The 25,873-nt window shown below is 70.6% G+C and carries 23 protein-coding genes; 16 read left to right on the top strand and 7 right to left on the bottom strand.

Features of this window, described 5'->3' with window-relative positions:
- The first annotated feature begins 48 nt into the window (after positions 1 to 48).
- A complete protein-coding gene (locus OHS82_RS11040; protein ID WP_328433782.1) occupies positions 49 to 2,250 on the top strand; it encodes an autotransporter-associated beta strand repeat-containing protein in 2,202 nt (733 codons plus the stop codon).
- 68 nt (positions 2,251 to 2,318) lie between these two features.
- The gene (gene mmuM / locus OHS82_RS11045; RefSeq protein WP_057575933.1) at positions 2,319 to 3,260 is read left to right on the top strand and encodes a homocysteine S-methyltransferase; all 942 of its coding nucleotides are present in this window, start codon (positions 2,319 to 2,321) and stop codon (positions 3,258 to 3,260) included.
- A gap of 465 nt (positions 3,261 to 3,725) precedes the next feature.
- Here mmuM and OHS82_RS11050 read toward each other — a convergent pair whose 3' ends face one another.
- Positions 3,726 to 5,468 (bottom strand): carboxylesterase/lipase family protein, encoded by a 1,743-nt coding sequence (locus OHS82_RS11050; RefSeq protein WP_328433783.1) that lies wholly within the window; start codon positions 5,466 to 5,468, stop codon positions 3,726 to 3,728.
- A gap of 438 nt (positions 5,469 to 5,906) precedes the next feature.
- On the opposite strand from OHS82_RS11050, the gene OHS82_RS11055 reads away from it, so the two are divergent.
- The 3 genes from OHS82_RS11055 (at position 5,907) to OHS82_RS11065 (ending at position 9,573) form a co-directional block, all read left to right on the top strand.
- Positions 5,907 to 6,920, top strand: a complete 1,014-nt coding sequence (locus OHS82_RS11055) for a hydroxyacid dehydrogenase (protein ID WP_328433784.1) — start codon at positions 5,907 to 5,909, stop codon at positions 6,918 to 6,920.
- Positions 6,921 to 7,144: 224 nt separating this feature from the next.
- Positions 7,145 to 8,239 (top strand): LacI family DNA-binding transcriptional regulator, encoded by a 1,095-nt coding sequence (locus OHS82_RS11060; protein ID WP_328433785.1) that lies wholly within the window; start codon positions 7,145 to 7,147, stop codon positions 8,237 to 8,239.
- Between the two features lie 278 nt (positions 8,240 to 8,517).
- Positions 8,518 to 9,573 (top strand): LacI family DNA-binding transcriptional regulator, encoded by a 1,056-nt coding sequence (locus OHS82_RS11065; RefSeq protein WP_328433786.1) that lies wholly within the window; start codon positions 8,518 to 8,520, stop codon positions 9,571 to 9,573.
- 206 nt (positions 9,574 to 9,779) lie between these two features.
- Here the strand turns inward: OHS82_RS11065 and OHS82_RS11070 are convergent, their stop codons facing one another.
- Together OHS82_RS11070 and OHS82_RS11075 are read right to left on the bottom strand one after the other, a co-directional pair.
- Positions 9,780 to 10,703, bottom strand: coding sequence for an isocitrate lyase/PEP mutase family protein (locus OHS82_RS11070; protein ID WP_328433787.1), 924 nt, complete (start codon positions 10,701 to 10,703; stop codon positions 9,780 to 9,782).
- Positions 10,704 to 10,911: 208 nt separating this feature from the next.
- Positions 10,912 to 11,562: a ThuA domain-containing protein gene (locus tag OHS82_RS11075; RefSeq protein WP_328433788.1), complete on the bottom strand. Its 651-nt coding sequence runs from the start codon at positions 11,560 to 11,562 to the stop codon at positions 10,912 to 10,914.
- A 223-nt stretch (positions 11,563 to 11,785) separates the two neighbouring features.
- On the opposite strand from OHS82_RS11075, the gene OHS82_RS11080 reads away from it, so the two are divergent.
- Positions 11,786 to 12,322, top strand: coding sequence for a nuclear transport factor 2 family protein (locus OHS82_RS11080; RefSeq protein WP_328433789.1), 537 nt, complete (start codon positions 11,786 to 11,788; stop codon positions 12,320 to 12,322).
- A gap of 92 nt (positions 12,323 to 12,414) precedes the next feature.
- Here the strand turns inward: OHS82_RS11080 and OHS82_RS11085 are convergent, their stop codons facing one another.
- Positions 12,415 to 12,546, bottom strand: a complete 132-nt coding sequence (locus tag OHS82_RS11085) for a hypothetical protein (protein WP_328433790.1) — start codon at positions 12,544 to 12,546, stop codon at positions 12,415 to 12,417.
- Between the two features lie 93 nt (positions 12,547 to 12,639).
- Between OHS82_RS11085 and OHS82_RS11090 the strand changes: the two genes are divergently transcribed.
- Positions 12,640 to 13,035 carry a VOC family protein gene (locus tag OHS82_RS11090; RefSeq protein ID WP_057575920.1) on the top strand — a complete coding sequence of 132 codons (396 nt, stop codon included), beginning with the start codon at positions 12,640 to 12,642 and terminating at the stop codon, positions 13,033 to 13,035.
- Between the two features lie 209 nt (positions 13,036 to 13,244).
- Here OHS82_RS11090 and OHS82_RS11095 read toward each other — a convergent pair whose 3' ends face one another.
- Both OHS82_RS11095 and OHS82_RS11100 read right to left on the bottom strand, forming a co-directional pair.
- Positions 13,245 to 14,021: a helix-turn-helix domain-containing protein gene (locus OHS82_RS11095; RefSeq protein ID WP_079041033.1), complete on the bottom strand. Its 777-nt coding sequence runs from the start codon at positions 14,019 to 14,021 to the stop codon at positions 13,245 to 13,247.
- Between the two features lie 42 nt (positions 14,022 to 14,063).
- A complete protein-coding gene (locus OHS82_RS11100) occupies positions 14,064 to 15,032 on the bottom strand; it encodes an AraC family transcriptional regulator (protein WP_057575918.1) in 969 nt (322 codons plus the stop codon).
- Positions 15,033 to 15,136: 104 nt separating this feature from the next.
- Between OHS82_RS11100 and OHS82_RS11105 the strand changes: the two genes are divergently transcribed.
- The gene (locus OHS82_RS11105) at positions 15,137 to 16,012 is read left to right on the top strand and encodes an NmrA family NAD(P)-binding protein (protein ID WP_057576235.1); all 876 of its coding nucleotides are present in this window, start codon (positions 15,137 to 15,139) and stop codon (positions 16,010 to 16,012) included.
- Between the two features lie 37 nt (positions 16,013 to 16,049).
- Here the strand turns inward: OHS82_RS11105 and OHS82_RS11110 are convergent, their stop codons facing one another.
- The gene (locus OHS82_RS11110) at positions 16,050 to 17,393 is read right to left on the bottom strand and encodes a YihY/virulence factor BrkB family protein (protein ID WP_242433007.1); all 1,344 of its coding nucleotides are present in this window, start codon (positions 17,391 to 17,393) and stop codon (positions 16,050 to 16,052) included.
- Positions 17,394 to 17,516: 123 nt separating this feature from the next.
- On the opposite strand from OHS82_RS11110, the gene OHS82_RS11115 reads away from it, so the two are divergent.
- The 8 genes from OHS82_RS11115 (at position 17,517) to OHS82_RS11145 (ending at position 25,871) form a co-directional block, all read left to right on the top strand.
- Positions 17,517 to 19,166: an acyl-CoA dehydrogenase family protein gene (locus tag OHS82_RS11115; RefSeq protein ID WP_057575916.1), complete on the top strand. Its 1,650-nt coding sequence runs from the start codon at positions 17,517 to 17,519 to the stop codon at positions 19,164 to 19,166.
- 329 nt (positions 19,167 to 19,495) lie between these two features.
- Positions 19,496 to 20,782: a GAF domain-containing protein gene (locus OHS82_RS11120; protein WP_328436052.1), complete on the top strand. Its 1,287-nt coding sequence runs from the start codon at positions 19,496 to 19,498 to the stop codon at positions 20,780 to 20,782.
- 165 nt (positions 20,783 to 20,947) lie between these two features.
- The gene (locus OHS82_RS11125) at positions 20,948 to 22,285 is read left to right on the top strand and encodes a hypothetical protein (protein WP_328433791.1); all 1,338 of its coding nucleotides are present in this window, start codon (positions 20,948 to 20,950) and stop codon (positions 22,283 to 22,285) included.
- Positions 22,286 to 22,301: 16 nt separating this feature from the next.
- Complete coding sequence (locus tag OHS82_RS11130) at positions 22,302 to 22,874, top strand: GNAT family N-acetyltransferase (RefSeq protein ID WP_057575912.1); 573 nt, start codon at positions 22,302 to 22,304, stop codon at positions 22,872 to 22,874.
- 151 nt (positions 22,875 to 23,025) lie between these two features.
- Entirely contained in the window at positions 23,026 to 23,109 is an 84-nt protein-coding gene (locus OHS82_RS43505; protein WP_351188065.1) for a putative leader peptide, read from the top strand.
- A gap of 172 nt (positions 23,110 to 23,281) precedes the next feature.
- Positions 23,282 to 24,979 carry a nitrite/sulfite reductase gene (locus OHS82_RS11135; protein ID WP_057575909.1) on the top strand — a complete coding sequence of 566 codons (1,698 nt, stop codon included), beginning with the start codon at positions 23,282 to 23,284 and terminating at the stop codon, positions 24,977 to 24,979.
- Complete coding sequence (locus OHS82_RS11140; protein ID WP_057575907.1) at positions 24,976 to 25,164, top strand: hypothetical protein; 189 nt, start codon at positions 24,976 to 24,978, stop codon at positions 25,162 to 25,164. The genes OHS82_RS11135 and OHS82_RS11140 overlap by 4 nt, the downstream gene beginning before the upstream one ends.
- Positions 25,161 to 25,871 carry a phosphoadenylyl-sulfate reductase gene (locus OHS82_RS11145; protein WP_328433792.1) on the top strand — a complete coding sequence of 237 codons (711 nt, stop codon included), beginning with the start codon at positions 25,161 to 25,163 and terminating at the stop codon, positions 25,869 to 25,871. The genes OHS82_RS11140 and OHS82_RS11145 overlap by 4 nt, the downstream gene beginning before the upstream one ends.
- Positions 25,872 to 25,873 lie beyond the last annotated feature (2 nt).

Raw genomic sequence — 25,873 nt, forward strand, 5'->3', positions numbered from 1 at the left:
ACCTGCGTCCGGCCCGAGGGAAAAATTTGTGTTATCAGCGTCGGGCCCATGCGTCTCCGAAGTGTGCGCAGCCCTTTCCCCACCTCAGCAGCGGCCCTCGGCGTCCTGGCGACGGCCGCGGCCCTCCTGGTCACCGCTCCCCCCGCCGTGGCCGCCGGCCCCCGGGACGTCACCGCCGACGTCCTCGCCAACCGGGACGTCAACCTCGCCGGCGACACGGTGGTCACCGTGCCCGCCGGGACAACGACTTACGACGGCGCTTTCCGCGGCCAGGGGACGCTCACCGTACGGGGTGGCGGAACACTCGTCCTGACCAGGGACAGCGACTTCACCCTGCCGGCGTCCCGCCGCAGACAGACGGTGCGCACCCAGGGCGGAAACCACCCGTACACGACGGTCAGCAACCCCGACCCGCCGGCGATCACCGTCGCACGCGGGACGACCCTGCAGTACGGGACCGGCAAAGGCACGGGCCTGATCGGGCATTTCCCCTACGACACGCCCGGCTACCGACTCAACGAGCTCAACGTCCGCGTGGACGGCACGCTCCGGCTGTCGTTGACCCGAACGTTCAACATCGGCACCATCAGCGGGTCGGGGCTGGTCACCCAGCCCCGGAACATGTGGGGCACGCTCGATCTCGCGGGCACCCACCCCTTCTCCGGGGTCATCGACAACGGTACGGGCGTGGCGGTGGGCCGGCCCGAGTTCCCGGTCTCGCTGCCCGACGCCCGAGCGATCGTCAACCAGGGCTCCTGGATCATCGACACCCCTCTCGACCAGACGATCACTTTGCGTCAGAACTTCTATCAGCGGGCATACGGCAGCGACGTCAACGTCCACACACGGCCCGGCAGCAAGGTCATCCTCACCGGGCAGTACAGCTACAGCGACCAGGGCGGCGACGAAAACCCCTCGCTCAGCGACCCGGACCTCAACTGGCACCCGGTGGCTCACCAGTTGAACAAGCGCGGCACCAACATCGAAGGCGCGAACGTGCAGTGGGGCGACGGCACGACGCACAAGATCTTCATGCCGGGGACCAAAGACACCGTGTACATCAACCTGCACGAGGCCAGCGGACGACGGTCCCGGCTGACGTTCGACTACGACGGGCCGGTCACGCTCGGCGCACCGATCGGCGGTGGCAAGTACCACGACACCCTGGCCGCGCCCGGCGCCGGTGACGTCGTCATCGCGGGAACGAAGGGAAACGACGTCACCTTTGCCGCCGACCAGTACTACGACGGTTCGACGACCGTACAGAAAGGCGCGGTCCTTCGACTGGGATCGGCGCAGGGGGACGGCTCACTCCTCACCGGCACGGACCGGCGTCGCATCGTGAACGACGGCACGCTCGTCGTGCGCAACGCGAAGAAAGCGATCTCGCTGTCCCGGATCGGTGGCAACGGCTCACTCGTCCAGTCCGGCCCCGCGACGACGACCCTCACGGGCCCCGCGGTGACCTACACAGGGACGACGACGATCAGGCAGGGAACGCTGGCGCTCAAGAGCGGGGCAAGCCTCGCCAACAGCAGGGCGGTCCGGCTGACGTCGGCTGCGGCGCGTCTGGACACCGGCGGCTCGCCGCTTCGGGTGACGAGCACCCTCAGCGGCACGGGCACCGTGAAGGGGGCTGTGACGAACGAGGGTGTCGTCACGGGCGGGCTGACGGCCACCGCCGGCTACACGCAGACCGACAAGGGGCAACTGGTGCTCACGGGCACCCCTTTGAAGGCCGGCGGCACGGTGAGTCTGCAGGGCGGACTCGATCTGTCGGCCGCGGGAGCAGCCGCCGAGGCGAACACCGCCGAATCCCCTTCGCCACAGATCGACGGCGATACCCGGCCGTCGTCCGCCGCACCCCGTGCAACGCCTCTGAGTGAGATCCGGGTCCTGGAGCACACCGGCAACGGACCGACCACAGGCACGTTCGACGGGCTGCGCGAGGGCGCCGAGGTGAAACTCGGCGACACCGTTTACCGGATCAGTTACAAGGGCGGAGACGGAAACGACGTCGTCCTGGTCGCGACGGCCACGAGCGCCTCGGCGAGTGCGCACGGCCGAGCCTCGTCGGGAGTCGTGACGGCCGACACACGCGGCGCCGGGGCCGCCGAGGGCGGCGCGTTCGGGTGGTGGCCGTACGTGCTGGCAGCAGGCCTGCTCGGAGCGCTGCTGTTCCCGGCGACCAAGCGCACGCGAGGCAAAGGACGCCGTCGAGGCGGCCGGCGCTCGGCTCTCGGGCGGTGAAGGGGGTCGATCTGTTCATGGACTGGACCCGTCGGGCCTTCCGCCGGCTCTTCGACTAGCGTCGTGACATGACCAGCGACACCCCCGCCCCTCACGCGGAGACCACCCTCGCCACCGCTCTCGCCGCCGGCGCCGTCGTCCTCGACGGCGGCATGTCGAACCAGCTGGAGTCCGCCGGGCACGACCTCAGCGACGAACTGTGGTCGGCGCGACTCCTGGCGGAGCACCCCGAGGCGATCACCGAGGCGCATCTCGCCTACTTCGCAGCGGGCGCGAACGTGGCGATCACCTCCAGTTACCAGGCCACTTTCGAGGGCTTCGCCAAACGAGGGATCGACCACGAGGAAGCGGCCCGACTGCTCACACTGAGCGTGGAACTGGCCCGGGACGCGGCTCGGAGGGCCCGGGCCCGAGGAGTCGCGCACCCGCTGTGGGTGGCCGCTTCGGTCGGACCGTACGGCGCGATGCTCGCGGACGGTTCCGAGTACCGAGGCCGTTACGGACTGAGCGTCGCAGACCTGGAACGTTTCCACCGGCCGCGCCTGGAGGTGCTGGCCGCCGCTGCGCCTGACGTACTCGCTCTCGAAACGGTTCCCGATGCCGACGAGGCCGAGGCGCTGTTGCGCGGGGTGCGCGGGCTCGGCGTGCCCGCCTGGCTGTCGTACTCCATCGACGGTGACCGTACGCGGGCCGGGCAGCCGTTGGAGGAGGCGTTCGCGGCGGCCGCCGACGTGGAGGAGGTCATCGCGGTCGGTGTGAACTGCTGCGTCCCCGGGGACGTCGACTCCGCCGTGGCGACAGCGGCACGCGTGACGGGTAAGCCGGTCGTCGTGTATCCGAACAGCGGCGAGGCCTGGGACGCCACGGCACGCGCCTGGGTCGGACACTCCACCTTCGCCCCGGAGCAGGTCCTGGCCTGGCAGCAGTCCGGGGCCCGGCTGATCGGAGGCTGCTGCCGGGTCGGCCCGGAGGCGGTCGCCTCCATCGCCCGGACACTGGCCTCCGCTTAGACCTGTTGGCGCCCCCGCCCCTGCGGGCGCCGGCCTGCGCTCGGGAGGACGGGGCTACCGGGTTTCCGAGGCGGGCGGGCAGGGAGTGGGAAGTCGAGAAAACTGCGGAAACCGTGCGCACAACACGATTCGGGACGTGGTCGCCCGCGCTCGGAGGTCCTCAGCGACCCGGCCCTCCTGCGGGCCTGCACGACCCTGGCCCCCGACATGGTCAAGCGATGTTTCGCTGACCGGTTACGACGACATTCCGCCCACCCGGGGCTGCGGCCGGCCCACTCACCACAGTCGCGTCGAAGGACGGCCCGCCTGACCATACGCAGCACGCGGTCGCCGGGCGACGGCAGCACGGCCGCTGCCCGGTCAGCCCTCCGGAAGCGTCGACGTCGCCCCTCGGTCCACCACCGCGGCGCCCACCGCCGACGTCCCCGCCTTCCCTGCTCCCCTCCCCCGCCTTACCTCTCTCTGTCAGCGTTCCCGCGTCCTCCCGGTGGCCCTGCGCAGTCGGCGCACGGCCGACCTCAGCTCTGTGCCGCGTGCGGAGAATCCGGCCGGCGACGGGTCCGACGTGGGGATCCCGTGGTCCGGCTCCTCGGGTAGGGCGGCCTGCGGGGACGGCGTCACCCACAGCGCCAGCTCACGGTCGCGGACACCGTGCGCGGTGTACGCCCAGCCGTCGGTCTCGGACGGCTCCGGGTCCGCCCCGGACAGCACCCGGTCGTGCCCCTCCGGCCCATGGCCGCCGTCGGTCTCACCGAAGATCCTCACCGGGTGGGCCGCGTTCCACGCCTCCCACCCGGGATCTCCGGTCGCCGCGAAGCGCGTCCACGCCCCGTGCATCGCGTCGGCGAGTTCCTGGGGGGCCCCGTCCCCGGCGAGTTTCGCGGACTCCGGTGTCTCGCCGGTGTCGAAGACGAAGCCCAGTTCGAGGGCGTGGCAGGCGCCGAGGCCGGGCCTGCGCGAGGGCCAGGCGAACTCGTACACGTACGACGTCCCGGGGCGGGCGTCGGCCAGGCGTCGCAGGGGAAGCCGCAACAGGCTGTCGGTGACCATCTGTCCGACCACCTCTGCCGGGCCGGCCTCGGGGTGCAGGGCGCGGTAGCCGCGCGGTACCTCGGGCCCGCAGTGGCAGCGGGCCATCGCGCCGGCGAGAGCGACGGCGCCGAGCCGGTCGACGCGCTCGAGGAGTCCGCCTGGCACCAGCCAGAGCCGGTACTCGTCGCGCGTCCAGCCCATCAGCAGGTCGACGCCGACCGCGGCGTCCCCGTCAAGGAGCGCCGACAGGGGGTCACGCGGGACGAGATCGCCGTCGACGACGATGCCGAACGCGGGACCTCCGAGGACCGGGCTGCTGAGTCTCCCGACCTCGGCCTGGGTGCGCAGCAGCAGGTCCCGGTCAACGGCGGCGAAAGCCTCCGCCGTCGCGGGGATCTTCAGCCGGGCGGCCATGCGCCGCACCATACGGCGGACCTTGTCCCGCTCGAGCGCCTCCGGCGGTCCGCTCTGCAGGACGGCCCGCCGGAACAGGCCTTGTGCCTGCGGTGCCGCGATCAGTGCGCCGACGCTGATGGCTCCGGCGGACTGTCCAGCCAGGGTGACCCTGTCGGGGTCGCCGCCGAAAGCCCTGATCGAGCGGTGTACCCATTCCAGTGCGGCGAGCTGGTCACGGAGCCCGAGGTTGGCCGGGGCGTCGGGGAAGAGCCCGTAGCCCTCCACGCCCAGCCGGTAGTGGATCGATACGAAAACGGTTCCGTCGCGTGCGAAACGGCGCCCGTCATAGACCGGAGCCGCCGAAGAACCCCTGGTCAGGGCACCGCCGTGCAGCCATACGACGATGGGCAGCCGTGCGCCGGGGCCGGGCTCGGGAGTCCAGACGTTGAGGTTGAGGCAGTCGTCGCCCGGCACGACGGGGTCGGACAGATACTTGGCGAAGGCGTCGGAGTACGGCGGTTTCGGCGGCGTCGGGCCGAAGGAGCCCGCGTCGCGCACGCCGTTCCAGGGTTCGGGCGGCGCCGGCGGCCTGAACCGACGGACGCCGAACGGTGGCGCCGCGTAAGGGATCCCCCGGAAGACGGCGACGCCGTGCTCGTATCTACCGTGTACGGCCCCGTAAGGGGTACTGACGAGGGGACAGTCGCCGGGATCAAAGTCGCGGGTGGAATGAGGCCCCGCCGCGGCATCGCCCGCAGGGTTCGCCCGGTCTGCTGCCATCTGCCCACCAGCCCTTCGCCGCGCGCTCGCACCGGTATGAACAGAGCACCACAACCGCGCCCGGTATTCCGGCGCACGAGCCGGTGGCAGAGCCGTTCGGCGTACACAGGGTGGCCGAAGCCGAGCCGGTCCCAGCCTCCGGCCAGCCGGCCGTGCACCCCCTGCAGTGCCTGCCTCCCTCGAGGCAAGGGCTGCAGGAGAGCACATCTGGACGGCGCGACAACTGAAACGTGTTTCCGGGAAGGGGCGGGGCCCGCGAACCGGACGAGCGCTGCACAGAGCACTCCAGCAGCCAGGAAGCGGTTACTACGCCAGTACCACCAGGGCTGCCCAAACCCTGATTCGTCCGGGTCACACAAGCCGATTGACTGTGTCTCAACGCCAGACCTACGGTAGAAAACGCTTTCAGCAACGTTTCTCAAGCACCCAGGGAGAGTCATGCCCAGCGCGCAGCTGCCCAGGGCCGTGTTCGCCATGGACCCGGTGCACCTCCCTCTGCTGTTCCCGGCACCGCTCCTGGCCCGGCTGCAGCGGACGGCCGACATCGACCCCGGGCTGGTCGTGCGGGACTTCAGCGATCCCGTCGCCGCATCACTGCTGGCCGAAGCGGACGTCCTGATCACCGGCTGGGGGTGCCCCCGCCTCGATGCATGCGCCCTCGCCGGGACGCCCCGGCTGCGTGCCGTCCTGCACGCCGCGGGCTCGGTCCGCTCACTGGTCGGCGGGTCCCTGTGGGCTCAGGGGGTGACGGTGTCCAGTGCGGTCACCGGAAACGCCGTGCCGGTGGCCGAATACACCCTCGCGATGATCCTGCTCGCCGGTAAGGACGCCTTTGTCCACCGCGAGCGCTTCCGCCGCACCCGAGCCCACCCGACGCACGCGGAAACCGCTGCCACCGGGAACCTCGGCCGCCGCGTCGGCATCATCGGAGCCTCCCGTGTGGGACGTCGCCTGCTGGAACTTCTACGCCCGTACGATTTCGACCTTCTCCTGCACGACCCCTACGTGGACGCGGCCGAGGCCGCCGAACTCGGCGCACAGTTGCTCTCCCTGGAGGAACTGCTGCGGCGCAGCGACATCGTCAGCCTGCACGCGCCCGACATTCCGGAGACCCGGCACATGCTAGACCGCGACCGGCTCGCTCTGATCCGCGACCACGGCGTGCTGATCAACACGTCGCGGGGCGCCCTGGTCGACCATGCCGCCCTCACCGACGAACTGGTCGCGGGGCGCCTTTACGCGGTCCTGGACGTGACCGAACCCGAGCCGCTGCCCGCCGACTCCCCGTTGTACCGATTGCCGAACGTGTTTCTCACGCCGCATATCGCCGGTTCGCTCGGTAACGAGCTGGAGCGACTCGGCCGCATCGTCGTCGAGGAGCTGGAACGGCTGGCCGAGGGGCTTCCGCTCACCCATGAGGTGCACCGTGCAGACCTGGCCAGAGTGGCCTGACAGCCGGTCTTCCTTCTGTTCCTGTGCGGTGGTCGCCAGTGATCGCCGGGAGTCGCCGAGGTTATCCACAGGCCCGTCCACCTGGAAGAACAGTTGGGATACGGTTCCCGCACCCACCGGGGGGCCGGGTACCCCAGCCGTCCGGTGACGGGGCCACACAGGTCTCCGCGACCAAGGCCTCCACGGCGTGCTCCACGGCGCCCACGACGGTAAGGAGCGGCAACATGAGTCAGAGCAGGACGACCGGGAAACCCGGCCGGGTGACGATAAGGGACGTCGCACATCGAGCGGGAGTCTCGGTAGCAAGCGTTTCCCGGGTCCTATCCGGCAACTACCCGGTCTCGAACGACATCCGCAGCCGCGTGATGCAGGTGGTCGGCGACCTGGACTACGTCACCAACGCGCATGCCCGGTCCCTGGCCGGGGGCGGAACTCCGACAGTGGCGATACTCATGAACGACATCACCGGCGCGGCGTTCGCCCATGTGGCGAAGGGGGTCGAAGGCGCGGCGGCGCTGCGTGGCTGGCTCTCGCTCGTCGGCACGACGGGTGACGATCCCGAACGCGAGCTCGCCCTGGTCAACATGATGCGCCAGCAGGGCGTCGCGGCGGTGGTCCTGCTCGGCGGCGCCTACGACCACGACGAGTACCAGTTGCGCATGGGCCGCTTCGCACGGTCCCTGGACGCGGCCGGCTCGCATCTGGTCCTGGTCGGCAGGCCGCCGTTGGAGAGAGACGTGCCGGCGACGACGGTCGACTACGACAACGAGTCCGGCGCCTACGCGATGGCCAGTCATCTGCTGTCGGCCGGTCACAGGCGCGTCCTGGTCCTGCCGGGCCCCGCCGGACTGACCACCGCGCAGGGCAGGTTGAAGGGGGCACGGCGGGCCTTCGAGGCCTACGGTGCACGGTTCGATCCGGGGTCGGTGCGGCACGGTCCGTACGACGACGAGCACGGGTACGCGGCGGTGGAGGCTGCCCTGCGCGAGAATCCGGGCTTCACCGCCGTGCTCGCCGGTACGGACATCGTCGCCGCAGGCGCCATGCAAGCGGTACGGGCAGCCGGGCTGCGGGTGCCGGACGATGTGTCGATCACGGGCTGTGACGACACCCCCCTTGCTTCCCAGCTCACGCCCCAACTCACCACGGTGCACGTGCCGTACGAGGAGATGGGCCGGGTCGCCCTGCGCGCGGTGGCCGATCGGCGGGAGGGGACCGGAGCATCCGCCCGGCGCAAGGGCGGGGACGTCGAACACCTGGTACTGGGCACCCACGTCGTCGTACGGAACTCGGTACGACCGCCGAAACGCGGTCGCTGAGCCCGTGGTGACGCCGGGCGTCGGCATCGCTCGTGACCCGCGCCTTCGCGCTTCGGGCCTTTCGCACCCCAGTGTTCCCGAAGCGCAGGTCCGCACCCGCCCGACGGCCCGGACAGGGCGCCCGGAATGATCTCGCGTTCCCCGGTCTCTTCACGCCGTGCTGTGCCACACCTAGTATAGCAAGCGCTTTCTGCGGGTCGTCTGTTTCGGGATCGGCTCCGAAACGACGCTGGTCGAACTTTCGCTGGCCCTCGGGCGGGCCGGAGAGGTGGTTCCCGATGGTGCGCACGGCGGGTGCGAGCACGAGTCCTGGCGTGCCGGGCGGGCCGACATTGGCGGTCGTGGCCCGTGAGGCTGGGGTCTCGGTGCCGACCGCATCCAAGGTGGTGAACGGCAGGGAAGACGTCGCTCCCGAGACCCGACGCCGGGTCACCGAAGCGCTGGACCGCCTCGGTTACGTGCGCAGACCGCGCTTCGACGCGACGAAGCCGACCAGGCTGATCGATCTCGTCGTGCACTCGTTGGACAGCTCGTGGTCGGGCGCGGTGCTGCACGGTGTGGAGGAGGCGGCGTACGACGCGGACCTGGACGTCGTCGTCTCGGCGGGCCTGTCCCGCACCCGTGCCGGCCGTCCGCAGCGTGCCTGGCTCGACAAGCTGGCTGCCAGAGGTTCCGCCGGAGTCCTGTTCAACCTGGCCGAGTTGACGGCGTCCCAGTACGCGTGGCTGGAGCAGCATCGCGTCCCGTTCGTGATGATCGACCCGGTGGTCGAGCCGCCGCCCGAGGTGGTCTCGGTCGGCGCGGCGAACTGGCAGGGCGGGGTGACGGCGACCCAACACCTCCTGGAGCTCGGGCATGAGCGCATCGCCGTGATCGCAGGATCGCGCCGCTGGATGTGCAGCAGCGCCAGAGTCGCCGGCTACCGCTCGGCGTTGGCGTCGGCCCAAGTCGCCTACCGCCCCGAGTTTCTTCGCCACGGCGACTTCGACGAGTCCGTCGCTCGCCGCCGCATGGATGAACTGCTGGACCTGCCCATGCCGCCGACCGCCGTCTTCGTCTGTTCCGACCGCATGGCTCTCGGGGTCTACCAGGCTCTGGCCGAACGGGGGTTGCGAGTTCCGCACGACGTCAGCGTGGTCGGTTTCGACGACCTGCCGGAGTCCCGCTGGACGACCCCCGCCCTCACCACCGTTCGACAGCCACTGGGGGAAATGGCGGCGACAGCCCTGCGGTTACTGGTGCGGATGATGGACGGAGAGCACCCGGAGGGAACCCGGACGGAACTGTCGACGCGGCTCGTCCCGAGAGCGAGCACGGCGCCGCCGCCGGGCTGACGAACTCGCCCGCCCGGCTACTGCTCCCGACCTGACGCCCGCCCGGTCCGCGCTGTTCCCCTCCTCACCCCGCCTTCCCGGCCCCCAACCAGTACGTTCGCACGCGCACGCGCACTCGCACGCGCAACAGCATCCACATCCACATCCGCACCGCATCCGCGTCCGCTGACCGGTCGGCCCGGTGCCCCTTCCGGGCACCGTCACTGTCATCGCACCCCCGCGTTCGCCTCATCCCTCAGGTCACCCTTCGTCCTCGCCGATTCCCGGCTGTGTACCGCCTCTTCCGAGGCGGGGCGGCGATGGGCGATGTTGCCCTCCAACAGGCGGGTGGCGGTTGCCACGCCCACGCCGTCCACGGCATCCGGCACCGGCAGTCGGCCATCCGTCCGCTTCAGTTCGGCGAGGGCGGAGTGCACGGCCTCATGGGCCGCGAACAGGCACGGAGTGCTGTAGATGGCGACGTTCACACCGAGGTCGGAGAGCTCGCTCAGAGAGAGCCGGGGCGACTTGCCGCCGGCGATCTGGTTGAACAGCAGCGGCTTGTCTCCGACCACGGCGCGGATCCGGCGGATCCACTCCACACTGCGGACACCGTCGACCAGGACCACGTCCGCGTCCGTCGCAGCCAGGGACGCGGCCCGGTGCAGGATGTCGACCTCGTCGGTGGCATCGGTGCGGGCGACCACCACCAGGTCCTGACGGGTGGCCAGCACCATCTCCAGCTTGGCGAGGTACTCGCGCAACGGCAGCACCTGCTTGCCGTCGGCGTGACCGCACCGGCGCGGCCGTTTCTGGTCCTCCAGGATGACGCCGGACGCTCCGATCCGTTCCAGCCCCTCCACCACGTGGCAGGCGACCTCCGGGTCGACGTAACCGTCGTCGATGTCGACCAGCAGATGGTGCGCCGGAAACGCGCCCCGCAACCGTTGTACGAACGCCATCATGTCCGGCCAGGCGATGAAACCGATGTCCGGCAGCCCGTAGTACGAGGCCGCGAAGCCGAAACCGGAGACGAACATCCCGTCGTAGTGCTGCGCCGCGATCGACGCCGAGTACATGTCGTACACGCCGATCAGCGGAGTCGTTCCCGGACCGGCGATCCGGTCGCGCAGCTTGGTCCCGTGAGTCAACGTACGGCTCCTCCTGTGCATCCCTTTTCCGGAACGATCTCCGCAAGTCGTTCCGGAACAGATTTCCGAAACAAGAGGATGTCCGTGTCGGGCCGGAACTCCGTCCTCCGTACCGTCCTCACTCACCCCGATGGCGCAAGCGGTTCACCGAAGAAACGTCACTGGAAACTCGTACCCGACACCCGGTTCGGCTGGTTCGGCCCAGCACTCAGCTCCGCAGCCCGGCCGCCCAGAGGAGTCCACCTCGCAGGTGTGCCAGGAACTCAGGGTTGCGGTAGGCCTCGGCCGCGTGGCCGAGAGCGGTGTAGAAGACCCGCCCCCGGCCCTGTTCACGGCACCACACCAGCGGATGGTCGGCGCCCATCCCGCCGCCCTCGTACGACGTCTCGTCGGCGGTGACGAGGACGCGCACCCGCCCGCGTGGGTTGGCGCGGAAGTCGTACCACTCGTCGGTGAAGTCCCAGACGGTCGGCAGGAGGCGGGTGGCGGGGTGGCCGTGGTCCTCCACCACCGCCTTGCCGGGCTGATGCTCCGGGTGCCTGGCGAACCGGGCCCCGAGGAGTTCGCCGTAGTAGGGCCAGTCGTACTCGGTGCACGCCGCCGCGTGTACCCCGACGAAGCCGCCCCCCGCCTCTATGTACCGGGAGAGCCGGCCTCGCCCGCCCGGAGTGAGCACCTCGCCGCTGGTGGAGAGGAAGACCACGGCCGCGTACCCGTCCAGCGGGGCCTCCAGCGCCCCAGGGTCCTCCGTGTGATCGACGGTGAACTCCCCCAGATCACGTACCGCGGCGACGGCGTCCGGGATCGAATCGTGGCGGTAGGCGGCCGTGCGGCTGTAGACGAGCAGACGGGTGTTCATGAGGACGAGCCTATTCTCGGGCTTTCACGAGCGGTGCCTTCGACCGCTTGCCCGGAGACGCGAGAAGTGCTCCTGAACCGCCACGATGAGACCTGCGGTGGGTCCTGCCGCGTTGCTGTCGCAGGAGCATTCCTTAAGTCGAAGGGGCATTTTCCAGAGGAAGAGTGCTGACCCGTATCCGCATGTCCGCGTCCAGCGCCACGGGTGGGGTCGGACAGGTCGGGTGCTGCTGGTCGAGACAGTCCGCAGTACCGGCTCGCAGCAGGCGATACTGATCGTTGGTCTTCTGTGCGTATTACTTGGGGGTCTCGTGAGTCTGAGTCCGCGCGAGGTGTTTCTCCGGCTTGTTCATGGGGTCGCCGAGGGGAACTCGAGCGAGCTGCCTGACTTGTACGGCGAAGTCACCGATGTCCGGCATCCGATGGCGACGCCGGAGTCCGAGCCGTTGACCAGTCGGCGTGCGCTCCGGGAACACTTCACGGTGCCGCCGGAAGTCCGGGAGTCCTGGCCGAAGAGGAGTGTCGTCGATGTCGTCGTTCACGAGACCGCCGATCCTGAAGTGATCGTCGCCGAGTTCGCCTACGAGTTCACGTTGCCGGACGATTCCATGGCCAAGGTGCCCTGCATTTTCGTCATGCGTGTGCGGGACGGTCAGATCATCGAGTCGCGCGACTACATCGACCCGATCCGTACCTACACCGCGCGCGGGGACCTGGACCGCCTCCTCGCGTCGTTGCGCAAGGGTGATACTGCGGGCTGAGCCGGCCGTCTTCGCCCCGGTCGCTTCCGACCCGACGGTCTCCCGCCCGATCGACGCCCTCGCCGACGCCGGCGAGAAAGCCCGGCGGGACATCAGACCGCGGAGGCGGGCTGGAACAGGGCCGCCGACCACCTCACCCCGCCCAACTGGCCCTTGCCCAACTGGCCCTTGCTCAACTGGCCCTTGCTCAACTGGCCCTTGCTCAACTGCCGAAGACGTATCACGTGCCCATTCTGATGTTCCTGTTCTGACGGGCCCCCTGTGTCGTGTCCGTTTCTTTCAAGACCGCTTGCGGCGACCGTGCCTACCGTGGCCTCATGAGTCCACGATTCGATGCCATCGGCCTGGTCGTCTCCGACATGGCCGCCTCCGTCACCTTCTACCGCCGACTGGGGTTCCTCTTCCCCGAAGGCTCGGAGGAGCAGCCGCACGCCGAGGCCGAACTGCCGGGTGGGCTGCGGCTGCTGCTGGACACAGAAAGCACGGTCCGTTCGTTCCATCCGGAGTGGCGAGCACCGTCAGGCGGCAGCCGGGCCTCGCTCGCGCTGCGCTGTGACACACCGGAGGACGTCGACACGGTGTACGAGGAACTGGTGGCCGCCGGTCACCCGGGCGCGCTGAAGCCCTGGAACGCCTTCTGGGGTCAGCGGTATGCCGTCCTGCACGACCCTGACGGCAACGGCGTCGACCTCTTCGCTCCGCTGGAGCAGTAGTCCCGGACTCTCGATCGCGCCGCCACGCCGGGCGACTCACCGGACCCGTCGGGCCGGAACACAGAGCACCGTCCCTGTCGGCCCACCGGAACCACGCCTACTGATCCACCGCACCCGCCCCCCGGCCCAGGGTCGGCCCCACAGGACCAGGGGCCCGTCCTGCCGGACCAGGGACCCGTCCCGCCGGACCAGGGACCCGTCCCGCCGGATCAATATGCGCGATCGGATGGGTCGCCCAGCGGTTCGGCCGACCGTGCCCGATGCTCCGCAGGTGCAGGGCCGGTCTGCGGCGATGCGACAGGCGGGCGCCGGTGCAGGAGCAGGTCTCCCAGCGTGGAGCCCGTGAACTCCCTCACCTCCCGGGCCAGATGGGCTTGGTCGGCGTATCCGGTGCGGGCAGCCGTGTCCACGAAGGTCGTGCCCCCGCGGGCCAGCCCGAGAGCACGTTGCATACGCAGGATCCGGGCCAGCGTCTTGGGCCCATAGCCGAAGGCAGCGAGCGAACGACGGTGCAACTGGCGTGCTCCGATGCCGAGTTCATCGGCAGTCGCGGCCACCGCGCGACCTGCGGCGAGGACGGCGACGAGACGGCGCAGTTCCGGGTCGGGCGGAGCCGCCCGTTCCAGGGCCAGCGACTCCAGCGCCGTCGCCGGTCGGTCCGCGGTGGTGATCCGGTCGGTCAGTCGCCGCACCTCGGGCATCGGCCACAGGTCTGCCAACTCCACACGCCGGTCGCGCAGTTCGTGAGCCGGTACGCCGAGGAAGGGGGGCGCGGCGCCCGGAAAGAAGCGGATGCCCCACCAGGGCACCGGTGGGCCGTCGGGGATGTGCGCCCGGGTGTCCGGTCCTGCGACCAGCAGCCTGCCCTCGCTGTACAGCAGGTCCATGCAGCCGTCGGGCAACACGGGAAACGCCGGGGACGAGGCCGACGGCGTGTTGGTCCACACCACCGCCCCGGCCAGCCGGGAGGCCCGTTCCTCGTACACGCTTGCCAGCCTACGCCGCAGGCAGGGCCGGCTTCGTCATCGTCACCCGACCGCGCCTCCCCCTGCGACCTGCCCCTGGACCGCCCTCGTCCGGTGTTCCTGAGGACTGACGCCGTACACCCGCTTGAAGGCGCTGGACAGGGAGAACGCGCTTCCGTAACCGATCTGGCGGGCGATCGCGCCGATGGTGTCCTCGCTGTCGCGCAGTCGGTCGGCGGCGAGAGCGAGGCGCCAGCCGGCGAGGTAGGTCATCGGGGGTTCGCCGACCAGATCGGTGAAGCGACGGGCCAGGGCTGCCCGGGAGACGCCGGCCTTCGCCGCGAGGGAGGCGACGGTCCAGGGGTGGGCGGGGTCGTCCTGGACGAGGCGCAGGACGCGCCCCACGACCGGGTCGGCCAGCGCCTGGTACCAGGCCGGGGCGGCCGCTTCCGGGCGGGAGAACCAGGCCCGCAGCGCCGCGATCACGAGAAGGTCCAGCATGCGGTCGAGGACCACCTCCTGGCCGGGTTCGTCGCGGGTGATCTCCTGCATGAGCAGCGGGGTGAGCGGGCACTGCCAGACGTCGGTGGTGAGGGAGAGCAGCGGCGGCAGCGCGTCGAGCAGCCGGCCACTGATCTCGCCCTGCATCAGGTAGGTGCCAATGAGGACGACCGTGGAGCCGTCGAGGCGGTCTCCCCAGGTGCGCACGCCCAGGTCCATGGAGCCGTTGAGGAGGCGTCCGTCGGGATAGGCGCACTGTCCGCCCGGGAGGATCAGAGCCTGCGGGGGCGTGTCCGGGGCGTCGGCGCAGGTGTACGGGGCCGGGCCGCGGGCGATGGCGAGATCGCCGGCGCGCAGTCGGACGGCGTCCCCCTCGTCCGGCGCGACCCAGCCGTCGCCGCGCACCATGAGCATCACCGTCAGCGGGGCCCGGTCCTCGACCCGCACGCTCCACGGCGGATCGAAGCACGCGCGGATCATGAGTGCGCCACGCGCGCGTGGACCCTCCAGAAGGCCTGCGAGTGCGTCCATGCCGCCAGCGTAGACGCGCGCTTATGGGAACGAGCGGTTCAGCGATGGGACCGTGCGACGCACGCCGGTTGACTGGTGCCATGACACACGACACGGCGCACGACATGGCCCGGAACGCGGCACACGACACGGTTGGGAACGCGGCCGGGAGCACGGCTCGGAGCATGACGGTGGTGGTGACCGGGGCGTCCGGTCGTACGGGCGGACGAGTGGCGCGGGCCGCCGCGGCGGCGGGGTTGGGCGTGCGGACCGCCTCCCGGGCCGACGGATTCGACTGGTACGACGCCTCCACGTGGGTGGACGTTCTTCGGGGCGCCGACGCCGCGTATGTGGTGTACCCGACGGACGTGGGCGCCCCGGGGGCCGCCGACGCTGTCGGAAGGCTGGCCCGGGAGGCCGTCGCGCTGGGGGTGCGGCGGCTGGTGCTGCTGTCGTCTCGGGGCGAGGAGCGGGCGCTGCCGACCGAGGAGGCGCTGCGGACGTCGGGCGCGGACTGGACCGTCGTGCGGGCCGCGTGGTTCGCGCAGAACTTCAGTGAGGGGCCGCTGGTGGAAGGGCTGCGGGACAGCGGGGAGCTGGTGTTTCCGGGCGGGGAGGTCCAGGAGCCGTTCGTCGACCTGCGGGACGTCGCGGATGTGGTGGTGAAGGCGCTTACGGAAGGCAGTCGGTACGTGGGGCGAACGCTGGAGGTGTCGGGGCCGCGGCTGCTGACGTTTCGGGAAACGGTTGCGGAGGTCGGGCGCGCGGTCGGACGCGAGCTCACGTACACGCCGGTGTCCGCGCGTCAGTACGGCGAACGGTTGGCCGGTTTCGGGGTCCCGCCGGGGGAAGCGGCGTTCCTGGTGGAGCTGTTCGAGTCGCTGCTGGACGGACGCAACGCCTGCCTCTCGGCGGGCGTCCGCGAGGTGCTCGGCCGCGAGCCGCGCGACTTCGCGGAGTTCGCGAGGGAGGCGGCAGAAACAGGCGTGTGGAAGTCGTAGTGCTTGTCTCCTGGTGTCACCGTTTTTTCTCGTGGTGTCACCGTCCGGGAGGCTGTTCCTCAGCGTTTCCGCCGGTTCCCCTGACTCCGCTGTTTCCGTCGTTGCCGCGGATGCCGCTGTCCCCCGCGTTCCCGCTGTTTCCGAGGCTCACGCTGTTTCCGGTGTTCACGCTGTTTCCGCCGCTCGCACAGTCCGCGTCGTTGCCGTCGTTTCCCCTGCTCGCGCCGTTCACGCCGTTCACGCCGTTTCCCTTCGCGGCGCTCTTCACGTGGCTCCGGAAACGTCCCGTCACGTCTTCCGGGGGGAGGAAGCGGGACCAGCGCTCGGGGAACTCGGAGGGCATGTCGGGATCGTCCGGGTCGTCGTCCTCGTAGGAGCGGGCCACGGCCATCCGCGCGACGTACTCCGCGGCCTCCTCCTGGCGCAGCCGCTCGTTGGCTGCGCGGGCGGCGGCGGTCGCGGCGGCCGGCCAGACCCGGTCGATGGCGGCGTTGACGGCGGCGCCCACCAGCACCGCGAACGCGGACACGCCGATCCACAGCAGCACGGCGACGGCGGCGGCGAGGGAGCCGTAGATGGTGGCGCCCTCGATGGTGCTCGTGAGGTAGATGCGCAGCAGGAAACTGCCGAGCACCCACATGGCGAGGGCGACGAGGGCGCCGGGGACGTCCTCGATCCACGGCGACCGGACGGGCACGGAGACGTGGTACAGCGTGGTCAGGAACGCGATGGACAGGACGATCACGACCGGCCAGTACAGGACCTGCACGACGGTCGTCGACCAGGGGACGATGCGGACCACCGCGTCCGGTCCTGCGACCATCAGCGGCAGCGCGACCGAGCCGATCAGCAGGGCTCCGACGAACAGCAGAAAGGCGACCAGCCGGGTCTTGACGATGCCGCGGACGCCGTCGAGGCCGTACATGACGGTGATGGTGTCGATGAAGACGTTCACCGCGCGCGAGCCGGACCACAGCGCGAACAGGAAACCGATGGAGATGACGTCGGGGCGACCGCCGGTCATCACGTCGTCGAGGATCGGCTGCGCGATCTGCCGCACGCCCTTGTCCGACAGGACCGTCCGGGAGGCGTCGAGGAGGTTGGCCTCCAGGCTGGTGATGGTGTCGGTGCCGGTCCAGTCGTCGACGTAGCCGAGCAGGCCGATGAGGCTGAGAAGCAGCGGAGGCACCGAGAGCAACGTGAAGAAAGCGGCTTCCGCAGCGAGACCGAGGATGCGGTACTCGATGCAGGAGTTGACGGTGTCCTTCAACAGCAGCCAGGCGGTCCGCCGCTTGGAGACGTTCCGGTAAAGGGCACGCGCCCGGTGGAGACGCCCTGCGGGGCTCCCGGGTTGCTCGGGTGACTGACTTGCTGGCTGCACGTCCTAAAGGTATCCGCCGTTCGGGGCTGCACTCACCCCCGGCAAGGCCTCTTCACCGGGTCGGGGAGCGGCGCGCGGGCCGCTGACGGTCATGACCGCGGTACCCGGGGGTAGGTTCGGGCCATGGCAGGCAGCACGCACACGGTGACCAACCAGCCCCCGCCCCTGACCGGATACGACGTCTACGGCGCAGACCAGGTGCTGGTGGCGGCCGTGGAACGGCACCTGGATCCGGGTCTGCTCGACGAGGTGCGCGGCGAGTTGTCGGCCCTCGGGCGGGCGGCGGGGTCCGCACAGGTGCAGGAATGGGCGGCGCAGGCGGACGTCCATCCTCCGAAACTTCGTGCGTACGACCGTCACGGGCACCGGATCGACGAGGTCGAATTTCACCCGGCGTGGCATCGGCTGCTCGGCAAGGGTGTGGGGGCCGGGCTGACCGGTGCCTGGGGGCGGCCGGGCGGGCATGTGCGGCGGGCGGCGGGGTTCCTGGTGTGGACGCAGGTCGACGCGGGCAACTGCTGCCCGCTGTCCATGACACACGCGGCGGTGCCCGCGCTGCGCACCGATCCGGGGCTGGCCGCCGAGTGGGAGCCCCGGCTGACGTCCACCGTCTACGACCGCGCGCTGCGGCCGGCCGGGTTGAAAGCCGGTGCGTTGTTCGGCATGGGGATGACGGAGAAACAGGGCGGCAGCGACGTCCGGGCGATCACGACGGTCGCCACTCCACTCGCCGAGGCCGGTGCGTACGAGCTGACGGGCCACAAGTGGTTCTGTTCGGCGCCGATGTCGGACGGTTTCCTCGTGCTGGCGCGGACGGCCCCCGGCGGCGGCGACGGCGGGCTGACGTGTTTCCTCGTTCCGCGCGTTCTCGAAGACGGTTCCCGGAACGTTTTTCGCCTCCAGCGACTGAAGGACAAACTGGGCAACCGGTCCAATGCCTCCGCCGAGGTCGAGTTCGAGGGGACGTGGGCACGCCGGGTCGGCGAGGAGGGGCGCGGGGTGCGGACCATCATCGGCATGGTGGCGGCGACCCGGCTGGACTGTGTGCTGGGGTCGGCGGGGCTGATGCGGCAGGCGGTGGCGCAGGCGGTCCACCACTGTTCGCATCGTGCGGCGTTCGGCGGAAAGCTCGTGGACAAGCCGTTGATGCGCAATGTGCTGGCGGATCTGGCGCTGGAGTCGGAGGCCGCGACCACGCTCGCGCTGCGGCTCGCGGCGGCCTGCGACGACGGGAGCGAGCAGGAGCGGGCGTTTCTCCGGATCGCCGTTCCGGCGGCCAAGTACTGGGTGACCAAGCGCTGCGCTCCGGTGGCGGTGGAGGCGTCGGAATGCCTTGGCGGAAACGGTTACGTAGAGGAGTCGGGGATGCCCCGGCTGGTGCGGGAGTCGCCGCTGAACGCGATCTGGGAGGGCGCGGGCAACGTCCAGGCGCTGGACGTGCTGCGGGCGCTGCAGCGGGAGCCGCAGGCGTTGAACGCCTACCTCCACGAGGTGGGCCGGGCGCGGGGGGCCGACCATCGGCTGGACGGCGCGATCAAGGACCTGTTGACGGACCTGGCCGATCTGGACGGGGTCGAGGGGCGGGCCCGGCGGCTGGCCGAGCGGTTCGCTCTGGTGCTCCAGGGGTCGCTGCTGGTGCGTTTCGCGCCGCCCGCCGTGGCGGACGCGTTCTGCGCCTCGCGGCTGGGCGGGGACGGGGGCGCCGGCTTCGGGACGTTGCCGCACAGCCTGGACCTGGCGGCGCTCGTCGAGCGGGCCGCTCCCGGGGAGTGACGTCCCGGTCTGCCCCGGCCTCGCGCCTTTGAGGAAACCGTGGAAACAGGAAGCGGGGGTGGTGCTGCGCCGACACGGCACCACCCCCGCCGCAATGGCCCTGCGAGGCCAGAATCGCCGCTCGGGACGACGTGGCTCAAGTTTCAAACAGCCTGTGGACGTTCACCAGGGTTGCAGGGGGTTGCAACTTCTCGGTGGTTGTGACCGGAGTGTGCCCCTCCGTCACGGGCGGACGGCAAGATGGGGGTCCCAGTAAGACCGGAAACAGTCGGCGCAGGCGCTTGACATCTGTTTCTCAGCCTGTGTCCAGCCCGGGAGGCCCAGTGGCGATGCCACCGATGAACGTGCCGCAGCTCGCGGCCGTCGACGCCGCGCGGGCGGCGCGGGTGCTCAACCAGGTCCGTGACGCCCGGCTGGCCGGCCGGCGGGTGCGCGTCGCGCCGCGTCCGGTGATCGAGCAGTCCTGGGAACGCCTGCTGCGCAGTGGCGTCGATCCGGAGCGTGATGTCCGGGCGGGGCTGCTCAGCGCCGACGAGGTGCGGCGGCGGCGCGAGGAGTCGCCGCTGCGCGAGGTGCTGCCGGTGTTGAGGGAGGGGTTGCTGTCGGTCGCGGACGTCGCTCACCACATCATGGTGGTGGCCGACGGGGAGGGCCGGGTGCTGTGGCGCGAGGGCTGTGGCCCGGTGCTGCGCAAGGCCGACGGGCTCGGCTTCGAGCTGGGCGCGGACTGGGGCGAGGCGGTGGTGGGCACCAACGGCGTGGGCACGCCGGCGGTGGTGCGCCGGCCCGTCCAGGTGTTCGCCGCCGAGCATTTCGTCCGCTCGCACGCCGCCTGGACCTGCGCGGGCGCGCCGATCACGGACCCGCGCAACGGCCGGCTGCTGGGTGTCGTCGACGTCAGCGGGCCGCTGGAGACGATGCACCCGGCCACCCTGGCGTGGGTCGACTCGGTGGCGAAGCTCGCCGAGTCCAGGCTGCGCGAGAGGCACCTCGGTTCGCTGGAGCGGTTGCGCGCGGTGGCGGCGCCGGCGCTGGCCCGGATCGGCGGCCGGGCCGCGGCCGTGGACGGCGAGGGCTGGACGGCCGCGGTGACCGGAATGCCGTACACGAGCCGGATCGCGCTCGCCAAGTCGCCGTCCCCGGGGCGTCGGTGGCTGCCGACGCTCGGTCTGTGCACCCTCGAGCCGCTGGCCGGGGGTTGGCTGGTGCGGTCGGTGGACGAGGCGGCCGGACGGCCGTCGAGCGGTGCGAGCCGGATCGTGCTGGACCTGACCAGAGCTCGGCGCTGGTCGGTGACGGTGTCGGGGGACGCGGGCTCGTGGTCGCACGAACTCAGTCCCCGGCATGCGGAATTGCTGTATCTGCTGGCGGCGCAGCGCGGTGGGCGCAGTGCTGCGGAGCTCGCGCTGGACATGTTCGGCGACTCGGACCGCACGGTGACGGTGCGGGCGGAGATGTCCCGCGTGCGGCGTTACCTGGGGGCGTTTCTGGAACACCGGCCGTATCGTTTCTGCGAGGACGCCGAGGTCGACGTGCTTCTGCCTGCGGAACCCGGGGGGCTGTTGCCCCATTCGACCGCGCCGGCGGTGGTCAGAAACAGAACGCCGTCACCGTGAAAACGATGACTCATCCGCTTTTTTCGATAGCGCCTTCCGCATATTTGCGCGGACTTCGTCCTCCGGGGCGGCTGACTGCCGTAGCATCCCTCTACGGGTCACCCCACCTGCTCCTCTGTCAACGTATGGATCATCAGGCGCAGTTGGCCCGCCTCGGGAGGGCGAATGAGACAGCGCGGCCGACACCGCCGGCGCAGGCGCGGCAGGGCACTGCGGGCGTTTCTGTCCGGAACCGCTCTCGCCCTCACCGCTGCCGCCACCGTGATCAGTGCTTCCCAGGCGACGGTCACCCACGACGGCCCGGGGGACCTGAAACCGCTCTCCGCGGCGTCCGAGGTCGCTGAGCTGCGGCTGACGGAGAACATGGTGCCGCAGGCCTCCCTGGACCGGCTCGCGGCCGGGATGGGCCGCCCGGTCGGCGTCAGCGCGGTGCTGGACGGCGCCGACCGCACCCTGCGGGACGCCGTCGACTGCTCGCCCGCAGAGCGCCGGGCCCTGCCGGTCGCTCCCACGGCCACGCGCGCGTACTGCTGGAACACCGACGACACGGCCGGCTGGCGGCCGGGCGCGGTCACCACGTCGGGGGACGCGGACGACGACGGCGTGTGGGGCTCGAACCGGGTGATCCTCTCCGGCTGGTCGCGCAGCGGCGGCGCGGCGGCGGACCGGGGCCTGGCCCGGGTCGGCTTCGTGAACGCCGCCGATCTCGGCCACCTCTCCTACACCTGGGCCCTGCTCGCCGTCCCCGTGGACGGCGGCCGGGACTATCGCGGGCTGGTCTCGCACGTCTCCGGCATGGTCTGGTACCAGGACAAGCTGCTGGTCACCGCCGACGACGGGGACCGGTCCGCGCTGTATGTGTACGACATGAACCGCGTGCAGCGCGCCACGGTCGCCGCCGACGCGGTGGGCCGGGTGCCGGGCGGCTGGTCGGCGCACGGGTACGGGTTCGTGCTGCCGGCCGTCGGCTCCTACGAGCTGAGCGGCGGCCCCGGCGCACCGCGTCCCTCGACCGTGTCCCTCGACCGCAGCACCGCGCCGGACAGTCTGGTCGCCGGGGAGTGGACGCTCGACGACGGCGACCGCGGCGCCCGTCTGTGGCGCTACCCGTTCAGCACCGCGGCCGGCCACGCGGGTCTGCTCTCCGCCGGTCCGAACGGGCGGGTGACGGCGTCCGAGGCCTACTCGACGAAGGTCACGGGGGTGCGCGGCGTGCTCTCCTACGACGCGCAGTGGTACGTGACCCGCGCCGCCGGCCCGCACGACGACGACCACGGGACGCTGTGGCGGCAGAGCCCCGGCGGGACGGACGACGCACGCAGCACGGCCGGCGGGGACGGCGGCTCGGGCGCAGCGGTGTGCGGCGCGGCGGACCGGCACAGCTGTTGGAGCACGCAGACGGAGTCCCTGTCCTACTGGGCGGCGACCGGCGAGGTCTGGACGCAGTCGGGCCGGTCCCTCTTCGCGCTGCCGCTCGCCTCGATCGACAGAATGTCGCAGTGATGATTCCCTGACGGGCATGACGAACATCCCCGTGACCACCTGGTCTCTGGAGCAGACCGATCCCGGCGACCTCCTCCCGGCCGCCGCGCCCGAGGGCGACGTCCGGATCGTCCGCTCCGAGGTCCCCTCCCCCGAGTTCAGCCGTTTCCTGTACGCGTCCGTCGGCGGGGACATTCGCTGGATCGACCGGCTGCGCTGGACACACGCGCAGTGGCGGGAGCACCTGGAGCGTCCCGGGGTCGAGACGTGGGTCGCCTACGAGCGGGGCACGCCGGCCGGGTACGCAGAGCTGGAGCCGCAGGACGACGGGGTCGTCGAAATCGTGTACTTCGGTTTGCTGCCGGCCTTCCGTGGTCGGCGGATCGGCGGGCACCTGCTGTCGTACGGCGCCGCCCGGGCGTGGGATCTGACCGACCGCTGGCCGGGGCTGCCGCAGACCAAGCGGGTGTGGTTGCACACCTGCAGCCTGGACGGCGAGCACGCGATGGAGAACTATCAGCGGCGCGGTTTCACGCTTTTCGACACGAAGGTCGAGGAACAGGCAGAGGTGTCGGCGCCGGGCCCCTGGCCGGGCGCGTTCCCCGTCTGAACCGCTTTCCCCTACCCGTGGTGACCTGCGCGGACAAGAGACCTCGCACGTCGTGTGACAGATGACACCCTTGTCTCGCATTCCGGGACAAGGGTGTCCGCATCGCGGACGAAGCTGGACTGTGTCCAGATCGCCGTGACACGCTTTCGTCATGTCCGGAACTGGAATTGCCTTGGTGAGTCGGCGGCACGTCGACCTCGGCCGCATGTCCAGCGCCATCTGTTCGGCGCGCTGACGAGCCGCAGCTCCGCCCGACATCTGAGTACAGCCTCCCGCCTGCGCAACGAGGCGCACGGCTCCTGTGCGCCCGTACGCGCAGGTCGGAGCCTCTCGCCCGTCACCCGACCACCGCCGGACGGCGCTGCGCGCCGACACCTTCCGCTGCTGTCCCGAAGGACGTATCAACCATGGCCGCCACCCCGCAGAAGCCTGCAGCCGCGACTCCCCGCCGCAAGGTGAGCCGTCACCGCGGCGAGGGCCAGTGGGCCGCGGGGCACCACACCCCGCTCAACGGCAACGAGCAGTTCAAGAAGGACGACGACGGTCTCAATGTGCGGACACGCATTGAGACGATCTACTCCAAGCGGGGCTTCGACTCGATCGACCCCAATGATCTTCGCGGCCGGATGCGCTGGTGGGGTCTGTACACCCAGCGCAAGCCCGGGATCGACGGCGGCAAGACCGCGATCCTGGAGCCGGAGGAGCTGGACGACAAGTACTTCATGCTGCGCGTGCGCATCGACGGCGGTGCGCTGACCACGCAGCAGCTGAGGGTCGTCGGCGAGATCTCGCAGGAGTTCGCGCGAGGCACCGCCGACATCACCGACCGGCAGAACGTGCAGTACCACTGGATCCGCATCGAGGACGTGCCCGAGATCTGGAACCGTCTGGAGGCGGTGGGCCTGTCCACGGTCACCGCGTGCGGCGACACCCCCCGTGTGATGATCGGCTCCCCCGTCGCCGGCATCTCCGAGGACGAGATCATCGACGGCACCCCGGCGCTGGAGGAGATCAAGCGCCGCGTCCTCGGCAACAAGGCGTACTCGAACCTGCCGCGGAAATTCAAGACGGCGATCTCGGGCTCCCCCGTGCTGGACGTGGTCCACGAGATCAACGACGTCGCGTTCGTCGGCGTCCGCCACCCCGAGCACGGGCCGGGCTTCGACCTGTGGGTCGGCGGCGGGCTGTCCACCAACCCCAAGCTGGGCGTGCGGCTGGGCGCCTGGGTGCCGCTGGACGAGGTCCCGGACGTCTACGAGGGCGTGCTGTCGATCTTCCGTGACTACGGTTACCGGCGGCTGCGCACCCGCGCCCGGCTGAAGTTCCTGGTCGCGGACTGGGGACCGGAGAAGTTCCGTCAGGTGCTGGAGGACGAGTACCTGCAGCGCAAGCTGGTCGACGGCCCGGCCCCGGACCAGCCGGTGGGCCGGTGGCGCGACCACGTCGGCGTGCACCGGCAGAAGGACGGCCGTTTCTACGTCGGTTTCGCACCACGTGTCGGCCGGGTGGACGGCACCACCCTGACGAAGATCGCGGAGCTCGCGGAGGCGCACGGCTCGGGCCGCGTCCGGACCACCGTCGAGCAGAAGATGATCGTCCTCGATGTCGAGGAGGCGCAGGTCGCCTCGCTCGTCGAGGGCCTGGAGGCGCTGGACCTGACCGCCCGACCCTCGACCTTCCGGCGCGGCACCATGGCGTGCACCGGCATCGAGTTCTGCAAGCTGGCCATCGTCGAGACCAAGCAGCGCGGCTCCCAGCTGATCGACGAGCTGGAGCGCCGCCTGCCGGACTTCGACGAGCCCCTCACCATCAATCTCAACGGCTGCCCGAACGCCTGCGCCCGCATCCAGGTCGCGGACATCGGTCTCAAGGGCCAGCTCGTCCTCGACGAACGGGGCGAGCAGGTCGAGGGCTACCAGGTGCACCTGGGCGGCGCGCTCGGACTCGAAGCCGGTTTCGGCCGCAAGGTCCGCGGTCTGAAGGTCACCTCGGACGAGCTGCCGGACTACGTGGAACGCGTTCTCAAGCGGTTCCAGGAAGAGCGCGAGGACGGCGAGCGGTTCGCCGCCTGGGCCTCGCGCGCCAGCGAGGAGGCCCTTTCATGAGCGAGCGGGCCGCCCCTTTCTACTGCCCCTACTGCGGCGACGAGGACCTGCGTCCGAGCGAGGCCCTGGAGGGCGGTCACGGCGCCTGGGAATGCGCGGCGTGCAATCGCGCATTCCAGCTGAAGTTCCTCGGGCTGCTGTCCCGGGGGGTTCAGCGCACCGAAACGGGAGGGGACCGGATATGACGACGCTTCAGGAAGGCCGTACCACCGACGAGTTGAAGGCGCTGGCCGAGCAGGCGGGCCGCGACCTCGAGGACGCCTCGGCGCTCGAGATCCTGCAGTGGGCGGTGGACACCTTCGGCCGGCAGTTCTGTGTGACCTCCTCCATGGAGGACGCCGTGGTCGCCCACCTCGCGTCCCGCGTCCTCAAGGGCGTGGACGTGGTGTTCCTCGACACCGGTTACCACTTCCCCGAGACCATCGGCACCCGGGACGCGGTCGAGGCCGTGATGGACGTCAACGTCATCACGCTCACCCCGCGTCAGACGGTCACCGAGCAGGACGCCGAGTTCGGGCCGAAGCTGCACGACCGCGATCCGGACCTGTGCTGCAAGCTGCGCAAGGTGCAGCCGTTGGAGGAGGGGCTCCGCGGGTACCGCGCCTGGGCCACCGGCCTGCGGCGCGACGAGTCGCCGACCCGGGCGAACACCGCGGTCGTCGGCTGGGACGAGAAGCGGCAGAAGGTCAAGATCTCGCCGATCGCCCGCTGGACGCAGGCCGACGTCGACGCCTACATCACGGAGCACGGCGTACTCTCCAACCCCCTTCTGATGGACGGCTACGCGTCCGTCGGCTGCGCCCCGTGCACCCGCCGGGTCCTCGAGGGCGAGGACGCGCGCGCCGGGCGCTGGGCCGGACGCGGGAAGACCGAGTGCGGACTGCACGGCTGACC

The sequence above is a fragment of the Streptomyces sp. NBC_00425 genome (genome assembly GCF_036030735.1).
GTDB lineage: Bacteria > Actinomycetota > Actinomycetes > Streptomycetales > Streptomycetaceae > Streptomyces.

Excerpts from the sequence above, each read along its gene's own strand:
- OHS82_RS11040 (WP_328433782.1), top strand. The coding sequence starts at position 49 with ATGCGTCTCCGAAGTGTGCGCAGCCCTTTCCCCACCTCAGCAGCGGCC.
- mmuM (WP_057575933.1), top strand. The coding sequence starts at position 2,319 with ATGACCAGCGACACCCCCGCCCCTCACGCGGAGACCACCCTCGCCACC.
- OHS82_RS11050 (WP_328433783.1), bottom strand. The coding sequence starts at position 5,468 with ATGGCAGCAGACCGGGCGAACCCTGCGGGCGATGCCGCGGCGGGGCCT.
- OHS82_RS11055 (WP_328433784.1), top strand. The coding sequence starts at position 5,907 with ATGCCCAGCGCGCAGCTGCCCAGGGCCGTGTTCGCCATGGACCCGGTG.
- OHS82_RS11060 (WP_328433785.1), top strand. The coding sequence starts at position 7,145 with ATGAGTCAGAGCAGGACGACCGGGAAACCCGGCCGGGTGACGATAAGG.
- OHS82_RS11065 (WP_328433786.1), top strand. The coding sequence starts at position 8,518 with ATGGTGCGCACGGCGGGTGCGAGCACGAGTCCTGGCGTGCCGGGCGGG.
- OHS82_RS11075 (WP_328433788.1), bottom strand. The coding sequence starts at position 11,562 with ATGAACACCCGTCTGCTCGTCTACAGCCGCACGGCCGCCTACCGCCAC.
- OHS82_RS11090 (WP_057575920.1), top strand. The coding sequence starts at position 12,640 with ATGAGTCCACGATTCGATGCCATCGGCCTGGTCGTCTCCGACATGGCC.
- OHS82_RS11100 (WP_057575918.1), bottom strand. The coding sequence starts at position 15,032 with ATGGACGCACTCGCAGGCCTTCTGGAGGGTCCACGCGCGCGTGGCGCA.
- OHS82_RS11105 (WP_057576235.1), top strand. The coding sequence starts at position 15,137 with ATGGCCCGGAACGCGGCACACGACACGGTTGGGAACGCGGCCGGGAGC.
- OHS82_RS11115 (WP_057575916.1), top strand. The coding sequence starts at position 17,517 with ATGGCAGGCAGCACGCACACGGTGACCAACCAGCCCCCGCCCCTGACC.
- OHS82_RS11120 (WP_328436052.1), top strand. The coding sequence starts at position 19,496 with ATGCCACCGATGAACGTGCCGCAGCTCGCGGCCGTCGACGCCGCGCGG.
- OHS82_RS11125 (WP_328433791.1), top strand. The coding sequence starts at position 20,948 with ATGAGACAGCGCGGCCGACACCGCCGGCGCAGGCGCGGCAGGGCACTG.
- OHS82_RS11130 (WP_057575912.1), top strand. The coding sequence starts at position 22,302 with ATGACGAACATCCCCGTGACCACCTGGTCTCTGGAGCAGACCGATCCC.
- OHS82_RS43505 (WP_351188065.1), top strand. The coding sequence starts at position 23,026 with ATGTCCGGAACTGGAATTGCCTTGGTGAGTCGGCGGCACGTCGACCTC.
- OHS82_RS11135 (WP_057575909.1), top strand. The coding sequence starts at position 23,282 with ATGGCCGCCACCCCGCAGAAGCCTGCAGCCGCGACTCCCCGCCGCAAG.
- OHS82_RS11140 (WP_057575907.1), top strand. The coding sequence starts at position 24,976 with ATGAGCGAGCGGGCCGCCCCTTTCTACTGCCCCTACTGCGGCGACGAG.
- OHS82_RS11145 (WP_328433792.1), top strand. The coding sequence starts at position 25,161 with ATGACGACGCTTCAGGAAGGCCGTACCACCGACGAGTTGAAGGCGCTG.